This window comes from Thiothrix sp. (genome assembly GCF_028714775.1).
Lineage (GTDB): Bacteria > Pseudomonadota > Gammaproteobacteria > Thiotrichales > Thiotrichaceae > Thiothrix.
In genome coordinates this window covers 25,340-37,624 of sequence record NZ_JAQTLS010000015.1, presented here as the reverse complement: position 1 = coordinate 37,624, position 12,285 = coordinate 25,340, and the positions used below count along the sequence as shown (strand labels likewise).

At 55.3% G+C, this 12,285-nt stretch carries 8 protein-coding genes; all 8 read left to right on the top strand.

All coding sequences use genetic code 11. The features are described from left to right. The first annotated feature begins 20 nt into the window (after positions 1 to 20). The 8 genes from PHE17_RS14190 to PHE17_RS14155 all read left to right on the top strand — a co-directional run bounded on the left by PHE17_RS14190 (position 21) and on the right by PHE17_RS14155 (position 12,215). Positions 21 to 683 carry a TrkA family potassium uptake protein gene (locus PHE17_RS14190; protein ID WP_301016546.1) on the top strand — a complete coding sequence of 221 codons (663 nt, stop codon included), beginning with the start codon at positions 21 to 23 and terminating at the stop codon, positions 681 to 683. 15 nt (positions 684 to 698) lie between these two features. Further along, a complete protein-coding gene (locus tag PHE17_RS14185) occupies positions 699 to 2,045 on the top strand; it encodes a potassium transporter TrkG (RefSeq protein WP_301016545.1) in 1,347 nt (448 codons plus the stop codon). Between the two features lie 386 nt (positions 2,046 to 2,431). Beyond that, entirely contained in the window at positions 2,432 to 2,578 is a 147-nt protein-coding gene (locus tag PHE17_RS14180) for a lmo0937 family membrane protein (protein WP_301016544.1), read from the top strand. A gap of 25 nt (positions 2,579 to 2,603) precedes the next feature. Then, positions 2,604 to 2,780 (top strand): PLDc N-terminal domain-containing protein, encoded by a 177-nt coding sequence (locus PHE17_RS14175; RefSeq protein WP_301016543.1) that lies wholly within the window; start codon positions 2,604 to 2,606, stop codon positions 2,778 to 2,780. 32 nt (positions 2,781 to 2,812) lie between these two features. Next, the gene (locus PHE17_RS14170) at positions 2,813 to 3,130 is read left to right on the top strand and encodes a hypothetical protein (RefSeq protein WP_301016542.1); all 318 of its coding nucleotides are present in this window, start codon (positions 2,813 to 2,815) and stop codon (positions 3,128 to 3,130) included. Positions 3,131 to 3,133: 3 nt separating this feature from the next. Next, positions 3,134 to 3,415, top strand: a complete 282-nt coding sequence (locus PHE17_RS14165) for a hypothetical protein (RefSeq protein ID WP_301016541.1) — start codon at positions 3,134 to 3,136, stop codon at positions 3,413 to 3,415. Next, positions 3,382 to 3,600 carry a hypothetical protein gene (locus tag PHE17_RS14160; protein WP_301016540.1) on the top strand — a complete coding sequence of 73 codons (219 nt, stop codon included), beginning with the start codon at positions 3,382 to 3,384 and terminating at the stop codon, positions 3,598 to 3,600. Before PHE17_RS14165 ends, PHE17_RS14160 begins: the two co-directional genes overlap by 34 nt. A 50-nt stretch (positions 3,601 to 3,650) precedes the next feature. Continuing rightward, positions 3,651 to 12,215: a glucoamylase family protein gene (locus PHE17_RS14155; protein ID WP_301016539.1), complete on the top strand. Its 8,565-nt coding sequence runs from the start codon at positions 3,651 to 3,653 to the stop codon at positions 12,213 to 12,215. Positions 12,216 to 12,285 lie beyond the last annotated feature (70 nt).

Below are 12,285 nucleotides of genomic sequence, written 5' to 3'. Positions count from 1 at the left end.
TCAGACAAAGGAGCGTAGGGGTGGCACACCAGCATAAAAGTTTCGCCATTATTGGCCTTGGCACATTCGGCAGCGCGGTGGCAGCGGAATTGGTGCGTTTCGGCAACCACGTCCTCGGTATTGACCTTGACGAGAAGCGCGTCAGCCGTTTAGCTAATAGCTTGTCGGAAGCCGTGATTGCCGACGGGCGCGATGAATTAGCACTGCGCGAAGCCGGTATCGGGCACTACGACGTGGTGGTGATTGCGATGGGCGAAGACCTTGAAGCGAGCATCCTATGCACCATGAACGCACGCATGTTGGGGGCAAAATCGGTGTGGGTAAAAGCCAGTAGCCGTACCCACCATCGCATCCTGAGCAAGTTGGGTGCTGACCGCATCGTGCACCCCGAAGAGGAAATTGGGCAACACATCGCGCAGATGCTGCACAACCCGCTGGTGCGAGATTACGTCAGCCTCGGTAACGGTTTCCACATCGTCAATATGACCGTGCCGCCACATTTGGATGGCGAAACGGTGGCATCCCTCAAGCTGGAAGCCAAGTACGAATTGCGCTGCTTGGGGCTGATGCGCGGCAGCGAATTCATTGCCTGCGAAAGCGGCACGGCGCAATTGCACCCGGATGACAAGCTGTTGTTGCTGGGGCGGCGCACGTCCTTACGCAAATTCAGTGACAGCGTTTAACCAGCGGAGTATCCCATGTTTGCTTGGCTCCGTTCGCTTGCGTTCCAACGCACGGTCAGTTTGCCGCCCCCTGCACTGCTGGCTTTGTCTTATGCCATCCTGATTGCTGTCGGGATGTTACTGCTGAAATTGCCGGTTTCCACCCACAACGGCATTGCATGGGGCGATGCGCTGTTTACTGCCGTTTCTGCGGTGACTGTTACCGGGCTGGCTGTGGTGGATACGGGCAGTTATTTCACTGGCACGGGGCAGGCTTTCATCTTGCTGATGATCCAGTTGGGCGGCTTGGGGATCATGGTATTCGCGGTATTGGTGCTGTCGGCAATGGGCTTGCGGATAGGCATGTCGCATCACGTTTTCCTGCGCGAAGATTTGAACCAAACCTCGGTGAGTGAATTGGTGCGCCTGCTGCAAGTGATTTTGCGGGTGGTGGTGGTGTGCGAATTGGGCGGTACTGCGTTGCTGGCGTTTGTGACCGTGCCGGAATTCGGTTGGCAACAGGGCTTGTGGCAGGCGTTGTTCCACAGCATTTCCGCGTTTAACAATGCCGGGTTCGGGCTGTTCCCGGACAGTGCGGTACGTTGGGCAAGCAATCCGCTGGTGAATTTTACTATCCCGATGCTGGTGATCGTTGGGGGCTTGGGGTATAGCGTGATTGCGGATATTTTCCAGTTGCGCCAGTGGCGGCTGTTTTCGCTGCATACCAAGCTGATGCTGGTCGGGACTGGCGTTTTGTTGGTGTGGTCGACGGTCATTTTCGCCGCACTGGAATGGGATAACGCGAAAACCTTGGGCGCGATGGGCAGCGCCTTCGATAAATGGCAGGCAAGCTGGTTCCAAGCCGTGATTGCGCGGACTGCCGGGTTTAACAGCATTGATTTGGCGGGGATGCACGACAGCACGGTGCTGAGCTTCGTGTCGTGGATGCTGGTCGGTGGTGGCAGCACCTCAACAGCGGGCGGAATCAAGGTCACGACCTTTATCGTGCTGCTGCTGGCGACCGTGGCGTTTTTCCGGCGGCAAAAGCAACTGCATGTGTTTGGGCGCAGCATCGGCATGGATCAAGTGCTGAAAGTCACCGCGATTACGGTGCTGACCCTTCTGACGCTGATGACGGGAATGTTTTTCCTGACGATTTCTAACGATGGCAAGTTCCTTGACCTGCTGTTTGAAGCAACTTCGGCCTTGTGTACCGTGGGGGTGTCGCGGGGGCTGACTGCGCAATTCGATGGGTTGGGGCGCACGGTGTTGATGCTGCTGATGTTCATCGGGCGGGTCGGGCCATTAACCCTAGGGTTTTTCTTGGCAACACAGGCAGCACCACGGCTACGGTATCCCGCTGGTCAGGTATATTTGGGGTAAACAAAGCCTTGTAAGCACCTGTAATATGGCTATTCCCTAAAAAAACCGGATTTTTTAGGACTTAATGCGCGGTTCTTATCCTATTTATTGCAGGGCTTTCGCGACGATTTACCTTGCTATAAAAGTAAATGTAGCGCCTAATGGAAATAGACCTTCCTTAGGCGTGGCTAAAAAGCCAATATTTCAATTGATACATAAACCCTATCAAGCACAAGGAAGTGATAAAATGCCGTTTCTTTCTACGAAAAATGTCATCTTTTACTGTCTGAAACACTGATTCCATAAAGCTTCAGATTGTCGAGCGTTGGCGCGTAAATAGTTCCACATTAAACGACATTGCGTCTTAATTTAACCTTTGCCAAATACATGGCAAAAGGAGATGTTGTATGCTCGAACTAATCGCCATCGTCCTCATTGTCCTTTGGTTACTGGGGTTTGTTACCTCATATACTATGGGTGGACTCATTCATATCCTCTTGGTCATTGCGATCATCGTTATTTTGTTACGTGTTATTCAAGGCCGAAGCTTGTAAAACATAACAACCAAGGAGTTGTATCATGGGTATTGAAGTTGGCGGCCTCTTAGGTCTTGTCATCCTCGTTCTTGATGTCTGGGGTATTATCAAAGTTATCCAAAGCGGCGCGGGGACAGGTACGAAAGTCCTGTGGGTCGTACTCATTCTAATTTTACCTGTTATTGGCCTGTTACTATGGATGTTAGCTGGTCCCAAATAACTGAATAATAATATTTAACAAGGAGAGCAATCATGCCACACACCAAAATTGCAGAAGCCGAAACGGCGACGGAATCGGGGTTCCGGGAAGAATTTGACACCCTGCGCACCCAAGTAAACGACCTGTTACAGTCCCTCAAAAGCAAAGCCGAAGCCACTTCCGACAACCTCGAAAGCACTGTCGGACGCTATCAAGACCAAGCCGGACAAAAACTTCATGACGTATATGAAGCAGGTAGCGCTGGCCTTAATGACGTAAGTGATCATATCCGTAAAAACCCAGTTGCCAGCATCTTAATTGCTTTTGGCGTGGGTTACGGCCTGTTTAAGGTTCTAGGCCAAGGCAAGTAAGCCGTGAAAGCGCTGACTGAAGTGATTATTGGCCTGTTCGATCTGGCAGAAGCCGAAGGGCGTATGCTGCAAAGCAAAGTGTTGCAAACAGCAAGCCTCATTTTAATACTGATGGTCGCAACACTCCTTGTCATGGTGGCAGCCGGATTCTTTCTGACCGCCCTTTATCAAACCTTATGCCTTTATTTGCCAGAAGTTGACGCTTTGTTAATAGTGGGGATGATTTGCCTGCTATTAGCAGGAGTAATGATATGGCGACTGAGATATACAAACCGCAAACCATAGCAGAAGCCAAACAGCAATTGCGCAAGGCATCTGCCAACACTGAATATTTCGGATTTATTAAAAAACACCCGTTCGAATCAGTTGGGGCTTCCCTGCTGGTCGGCAGCATCTTGGGGAAATTTAATAAAGGCCAGCTATCGCCAAGCTTGTTGGGGGTAGCGATACAGTTATTGAAGCATGTTTAAAAGATAATCATGAAAACCGCATTTGATCCAACCCCAGCAAGGGATACCCCATGAAAGCAAACCGCAAAACCCTGTTAGGCAATATCCGCAAATGGGGGGCGCAATCCTTCCGGGTCAATGCTTATCGGGATCAGGTCAAAGAAACGCAACCGTTACGGGCGGAACTGTTCAGTGCCGAACAGATGGAGCGGCATGGGCGGACATTGGCGGAATCCCACCACCTGACCCAAGTATCAGCGCTAGATCAACTGCTGGACAGGTTGTCAGATAACGAAGACGTACTGATGGAATGTTCCCGCATGTTGACCGCCTCTGTCAGTACCAACCGGCAACTTACCCCCGCAGGCGAATGGCTGCTGGATAATTTCTACCTGATTGACGAACAAATCCGCACTGCCAGACGCCACTTCCCCAAAGGTTACAGCCGCGAACTGCCACGCTTATTGGGCGGAGGTTCTGCCGGATTGCCGCGTGTTTATGACATTGCGCTGGAAAACATTGCCCACGGTGACGGGCGAGTAGACCCGGAAAACCTCAGCCGTTTCGTGGGCGCTTACCAAAGCATTACGCCACTCAAGCTGGGCGAATTATGGGCAATCCCCATCATGTTGCGCTTGGCGCTGATCGAAAACCTGCGCCGCATTGCCGCCCGCATTACCGCCGACAAAATTGACCAAGACCTCGCCGACGCTTGGGCAAACCGCATGGTTGAAACCGCCGAAAAAGACCCGAAAAGCCTGATTCTGGTGATTGCTGACATGGCACGTTCCAACCCGCCCATGACCACCCCGTTTGTGGCGGAACTGGTGCGCCGTTTGCAGTGGCAAAGCGCGGTATTGGCCTTGCCGCTGACGTGGATCGAACAATTGCTTGCCGAATCGCACGTGACCATTGAGCAATTGGTGCAGGTGGAAAGCCAGCAACAGGCGGCTGATCAAGTGTCCATTGGCAACAGCATTGGTAGCCTGCGTTTTCTTGGCTCAATGGATTGGCAGGAATTCGTCGAAACCATGAGCGTGGTCGAACAGACCCTGCGCAAGGACTTGGATGGCGCTTATGCCGAAATGGATTTTGCCACCCGTGACCGCTACCGGCATGTGGTGGAAAAAGTTGCCAAACATACCCGCCAGTCTGAAGCCGAAGTGGCAAGGCTGGCGGTGCAACTGGCGCATACCAGCGCGGCGGACAAAGGCAGCGATGACCGCACCGCGCATGTTGGCTTTTACCTGATTGACCGGGGCTTGCCGCAACTCGAACGCACCGTTGGGGCGCAATTACCGCTGGGCGAAAAGCTGCAAAGGGTTATATGCCGCGCCCCCTTGTTCACCTTTTTGGGCGCAATCGCGTTGTTGACGGTAATTTTCACCGGCAGCTTGTTGCTGAAAGCCCATACTGGCGGGATGCAGGACGGGAACCTTGCGTTGCTGGGCATCCTGTTGGCACTGGGGACGAGCTATTTGTCAGTGGCACTGGTGAATTGGCTGGCAACCTTGCTGACCATGCCACACCCCTTGCCGCGCATGGACTTTTCCGAGGGCATCCCGGTGCAATCACGCACCTTGGTGGTCGTGCCGACCATGCTAAGCAGCGCCCACAGCATTGAGGGCATGATTGAGGCGCTGGAAGTCCGTTTCCTCGCCAACCGCGACGCACATTTACATTTCGGCCTGCTGACTGACTTTCTGGATGCACCGACCGAAACGCTCAGTGAGGATGACGCGCTGCTACGGCAGGCACAAGCAGGCATCGAACACCTGAATGAAAAATATCCGGGCGCGGAACGTGACACCTTCTTCCTGTTCCACCGCCCCCGCCGCTGGAATCCGGTAGCGCAACTGTGGATGGGTTACGAACGCAAGCGCGGCAAGCTGGCAGATTTGAATGCGCTGTTACGCGGTGGTTCGCAGGCGGCGTTTGCGCTGATTGTGGGCAATACCACGATGCTATCCGGGGTAAAATACATCATCACCTTGGACACGGATACCCAGTTACCGCGTGATTCCGCCCGCCAATTTGTTGGGACGATGGCGCACCCGCTGAACCGTGCGGTCTACGATGCAGCCAAACAGCGCGTGGACGAAGGTTACGGCATCTTACAGCCGCGCGTCAGTGTGAGCCTGTCAGGTTCCGCGCTCTCACGCTACGCCCGTTTGTATGGCGGGGAATCGGGCATTGACCCTTACACCCGCGCCGTTTCCGACGTTTACCAAGATGTGTTCCATGAAGGCTCGTTCATTGGCAAAGGTATTTACGACGTGGATGCCTTCGAGCATTCACTCGGCGGTCGCCTGCCCGAAAACCACATTCTCAGCCATGACTTGTTGGAAGGCTGTTATGCGCGGGCGGGGCTGCTCAGCGATGTGCAGTTATATGAGGAATACCCGCTGCGTTACAGCGCCGATGTCAACCGTCGGCATCGTTGGATTCGCGGTGACTGGCAACTGCTGCAATGGCTGTTACCCACGGTTCCGGGCTTGGATGGCAACCGCCATAAAAACCCGCTATCGGGGCTGTCACGCTGGAAAATTTTCGACAATCTGCGGCGTAGCCTCACCGCTGCGGCCTTAACGGCGCTGTTGTTGCTGGGCTGGACGGCATTGCCAGCCGCAGGATTTTGGACGGGTGCGGTCATTGCGGTCTTGCTGATCCCCTCCTTGAGTGCTTCACTGCTGAGTTTGGTGCGTAAACCTGCGGAATTGCTGTTACGCCAACACCTTGCGGCTGAAATACGCGCGGCAGAAGGGCATTTTACCCAAGCTTTACTGGCACTGGTTTGCCTGCCTTACGAAGCCTATTTCAGCTTGGATGCGGTAATCCGTACCTTGTGGCGGATGCGCTTTGCCCCCCAGCGGCTGTTGGAATGGAACCCCTCAAGTGAGGTTAACCGCCGCAGCCACAACCTGCCCACCGCTTACCGCACGATGTGGGTTGCCCCGGTGCTGGCAATGCTGGCTGGGAGTTATTTGGCGCTGGCGCGGCCTGATGTATTGGTGGCGGCAGCGCCTATCCTGCTGTTGTGGTGGCTTTCACCCGCGATTTCTTGGTGGATCAGTGAACCGCTGACCCGCCGTGAAGCACACCTGACGGCAGAGCAAACCGTATTCTTAAGGAAAACTGCCCGCCGCACGTGGGCGTATTTCGAGACCTTGGTGGTGGCGGATGACCATTGGTTGCCGCCGGATAATTACCAAGTGTATCGGGATGTCGGGGTGGCGCACCGTACTTCGCCGACCAATATCGGCATGGCCTTGCTGGCGAATTTGGCAGCTTACGACTTTGGTTACATTTCGGTAGGCACGCTGATTGGACGTACTGCCAATACGCTGGGCACGATGGCGGTTTTGGAGCGTTATCAAGGGCATTTTTACAACTGGTACGATACCCAAACCTTGCAGCCATTGCTGCCCCGCTACGTGTCAACGGTGGATAGCGGCAACCTTGGTGGGCATTTGCTGACCTTGCGTCCGGGCTTGCTGGCTTTGCCTGACCAGCCGATTTTGGCGGTACGTTGGGCGGAAGGGTTGCTGGATACGCTGGGGGTGTTGGTGGAAAGCACGCTGGGCATTGTTCCACCGCACTTGATCCCTTTGCAAAAAGCGCTGGAAGCTGCCGCTACTGACCGCCCGACAACATTGGCGGCAGCAAAACGTTGCCTTGAGCTGGGGGAATCGCTTGCGGGGCAAGCTCCTACAGGGGATTGGGGGCTTGCTTTGGCGCAACAGTGTCGGGCGCATTTGGATGAATTGTTGTTCCTTGCACCGAATCTCCCCGATACATCGGGAATTCCGACCTTGCGGGAACTGTTGCTGATGCCTGAAACCAGCCAACGGGCGCAGGAACGCATTGATGCTATCGGGAAAGTGGCGCAACAGGCCAGCGAACTTTCCTGTATGCAATATGACTTCCTGTTCGACAAGCCACGGCGCTTGCTAGCAATCGGTTATAACGTGACGGAACGCCACCGCGATGCGAGTTACTACGACTTGCTGGCTTCGGAAGCGCGGCTGTGCAGTTTCGTGACGATTGCACAGGAACAAGTGCCGCAAGAAAGCTGGTTTGCCTTAGGGCGCTTGCTGATCACCACCGACGGCGAACCGACGCTGCTGTCGTGGAGCGGCTCGATGTTTGAATACCTGATGCCGCTGCTGGTGATGCCAACCTATGAAAACACCCTGATCGACCAGACCTACCAAGCCGTGGTGCAACGCCAGATCGAGTACGGCAAGCAACGCGGCGTACCGTGGGGCATTTCCGAATCCGGCTATAACACCGTCGATGTACACCTCAACTACCAATACCGCGCCTTTGGCGTACCCGGTTTGGGGCTAAAACGCGGGCTAGCGGAAGACTTGGTAATTGCCCCCTATGCCTCAGCACTGGCGCTGATGGTCGCGCCGGAAGCGGCCTGCCAAAACCTGCAACGCCTTGCCGCTGATGGGGTGGTGGGCAAATTTGGTTTCTATGAAGCGGTCGATTACACCCCTTCCCGCCAACGGCGCGGGGAAGCGCGGGTGGTGATCCAATCTTTCATGGCGCACCATCAGGGCATGAGCCTGCTTTCACTCGCTTACCTGCTGCTCGACCGCCCGATGCAACAACGCTTTGCTGCCAACCCGCTGTTCCAAGCCACACTCTTGCTGCTTCAGGAACGCATCCCCAAAGCCACCGCGTTCTATACGCAAGCGGCGGAAGTCGCCGATGTACTGCTGGCTTCCAGCGAGTTACAAATTCCAGTGCGGGTGCTCAACAACCCGAATAGCGCGATCCCGGAAGTGCAGTTGCTGTCGAACGGGCGTTACAACGTGATGGTGACAAACGCGGGCAGCGGTTACAGCCGTTGCAAGGATTTTGCCGTCACGCGCTGGCAGGAAGACAGCACTTGCGACCATTGGGGCACGTTCTGCTACATCCGCGACGTGGCAAGCGGGGAATTCTGGTCTACCGCGCACCAACCCACGCTCCAACCTTCTACGCATTACGAAGCGATCTTCTCGGAAGGCCGTGCGGAATTCCGCCGCAGCGACCACGGTTTCGACACCCATATCGACATCGTGGTATCGCCGGAAGATGACATCGAATTGCGCCGGGTACGCATCACCAACCGCGCCCGCACCCACCGCACCATCGAAGTCACCAGTTACACCGAAGTGGTGTTGGCTTCGGCAGCGTCGGATGCGCTCCATCCGGCCTTCAGCAACCTGTTTGTGCAAACTGAAATCATTGACCAGCGGCAAGCGATCTTGTGTACGCGCCGCCCGCGTGCCATCCATGAGCAAACCCCGTGGATGTTCCATTTGATGGCGGTGCATGAAGGCGAATCCAGCGCGGTGTCGTATGAAACAGACCGGGCGCAATTCATCGGGCGCGGCAATACCCTTGCCTCCCCGCAAGCGATGCGCGGTTCCGGCGAGCTTTCCGGCAGCGAAGGCGCGGTGCTTGACCCCATCGTGGCTATCCGCCATCGGATTACGCTGGCTCCAGAAGCCTCCGTCACGCTCGACATGGTATTCGGGATTGCCGAAACCCGCGCTGCCAGCTTGGAATTGGTGGAAAAATACCACGACCGGCGGCTGGCTGACCGCGTATTCGATCTGGCGTGGACACATAGCCAAGTGGTGTTACGCCAGCTCAATGCCAGCGAAGCGGAAGCGCAACTCTATGGGCGGCTTGCCAATTCGGTTATCTATTCCCATGCGGCACTGCGGGCAGATGCCAACACACTGATCAGCAACCATCGCGGGCAATCGGGGCTGTGGGCGCACGCCATTTCCGGCGATTTACCGATTGTGCTGTTGCAAATCAAGGACGTGGACAATATCGAACTGGTGCGCCAATTGGTCAAAGCCCACGCTTACTGGCGCTTGAAAGGGCTGGTGGTCGACTTAGTAATCTGGAACGAAGACCGTGAAGGCTACCGCCAAGTGCTGCAAGAACAAATCATGGGGCTGATTGCATGGGGCGTGGAAGCGCATGTCATTGACCGTCCCGGTGGCATTTTTGTACGCCATGCCGACCAAATCTCCAGCGAAGACCGAATTTTGATCCAATCGGTGGCACGCGCCATCATCAGCGACAGCCGTGGCACGCTGGCAGACCAAATCAACCGGCGCAGCATCATGGACGCACGGGTTCCGTACTTCAAACCAGTGCGGAATCTTCCAGCAGAAGTGCCTAGTGTTAGCAGCTTGCTACCACGTCCCGATTTGATCCTGTTCAATGGCTTGGGCGGATTCACCGCTGATGGGCGCGAGTACGTGATTACCCCGCCCGTGGGGCATAAAACCCCTGCGCCGTGGGCGAATGTACTGGCAAATTCACACTTCGGCACGGTCATTTCCGAAAGCGGGCAAGCTTACACATGGCGTGAAAACGCCCACGAATTCCGTCTGACCCCTTGGCACAACGACCCGGTGAGCGATTTAAGTGGCGAAGCCTTGTACTTGCGCGATGAGGAAAGCGGGCATTTCTGGTCGCCGACTCCCCTGCCCCGTGCAGGCACTGGCGCGTACATCAGCCGTCACGGTTTCGGTTACAGCGTGTTTGAACACAACGAAAACGGCATCCACAGCGAACTCATGGTGTTTGTCGCTTTGGATGCAGCGGTGAAATTTTCCATCCTGAAAGTCCATAACGCCTCTAACCGCGAACGGCACTTGTCTGCTACCGGCTATGTGGAATGGGTATTGGGTGATTTACGCCCCAAATCCACCCCGCATGTGATTACCGAATGCGCGGTAGGTTGCGGGGCATTGCTGGCGCGTAACCCTTACAACACCGAATTCGCCGAACGGGTTGGCTTTTTCGATGTGGATGCCACTATCCGCACGGTAACGGGCGACCGTAGCGAATTCATCGGGCGGAACAGGTCGTTGCAAAACCCCGCAGCCATGCAACGCGCTTACCTGTCCGGCAAAGTGGGGGCAGCGCTTGACCCGTGTGCCGCCATCCAAGTGCCGTTTAGCTTGGCGACTGGGCAAACGCGGGAACTGGTATTTAGCTTGGGTGCGGGGCGCGACGCTAACGATGCCGCCGTGCTGATCCAACGTTTCCGGGGGCTGGCAGCAGCACGCGATGCCCTCACAGCAGTGCAACAATATTGGGTGCGCACACTCGATACCGTGCAGATGGAAACACCCGACCAAAGCATCAATGTGCTGGGCAATGGCTGGCTGGTGTACCAAACGCTTGCCTGCCGGATGTGGGCGCGGAGTGGTTACTACCAATCGGGTGGGGCATTCGGTTTCCGTGACCAGTTGCAGGATGCAATGGCCTTGGTGCATACCGAACCGCACAAAGTCCGTGAACATTTGCTGTTGTGCGCAAACCACCAGTTTGCCGAGGGCGATGTGCAGCACTGGTGGCATCCGCCATCCGACCGGGGGGTGCGCACCCATTGTTCCGATGATTACCTGTGGTTGCCGCTAGCGGTTTGCCGTTACATCACTGCTACTAACGACTTCAGCGTATTGGACGAACAAGCCGCATTTTTGACAGGCCGTGCGGTGAATGCGGACGAAGATTCCTATTACGACCTGCCCGGACGTGCGGGTGAAACTGCGCCCCTTTACCAACATTGCGTGCAGGCAATCTTGCACGGCTTACGTTTTGGCGAACACGGCTTGCCACTGATGGGTTCCGGTGACTGGAACGACGGCATGAATCTGGTCGGCATGGGCGGTAAGGGTGAAAGCATCTGGCTGGGCTTTTTCCTGTGCGAAGTGCTGGGGCAGTTTACCGAACTGGCACGGCTACGCAATGACATCCCCTTCGCCGAACGCTGCCAAGAGGAACGTTACCAATTGCGCCAAAATATCGAGCGCCACGGCTGGGATGGGGAATGGTATCGCCGCGCTTATTTCGATGACGGCACACCGTTGGGTTCCGCCAGCAACCCGGAATGCCGAATAGATTCCATTGCGCAAAGTTGGTCAGTGCTGTCTGGAGTCGGTGCGCCGGAACGTGCCCTACAAGCGATGCAATCCCTGAACCAACATTTGGTGCGCCGCGATGACGCGCTGGTGCAATTGTTAGACCCACCGTTCAATATTTCCGCGCTTGACCCCGGTTATATCCGTGGTTATGTGCCGGGAGTACGCGAAAACGGCGGGCAATATACCCATGCGGCAGTGTGGGCAGCGATGGCGTTTGCGCGGCTGGGTGATAGCGCCCGCGCTTGGGAACTGATGACTCTGATCAATCCGGTCAACCACGGGCAATCCCCTGCTGGCATTGCCACCTACAAAGTCGAGCCTTACGTGGTGGCGGCAGACGTGTACGGTGTTGCACCGCATACCGGGCGCGGCGGCTGGACGTGGTATACAGGCTCGGCGGGCTGGTTGTACCGGCTGCTTACCGAATCGTTACTGGGGCTGCGGCGCGAAGGCGACAGCTTGTATTTTGAGCCGTGTTTACCCGCAGGCTGGGCAAGCTTTAAGCTGCGTTACCGTTACCAAGAGACGTTTTACCACATCGTTATTTCACAACTTAGCCATGATGAAAATGTAGTAATGCTTACATTGGATGGAATTGAACAGACTAATGGGCGTATTCCGTTGCTAAATGACCGAGAGGATCATCATGTTAAAATAAAAATCACGCCGGATTATCTGGCATAACAAAGGTTTTAAGCAATTATGAACAATTATTCATAATTATCTTTGTTTTTTCACGGGATTTCCGGTGATT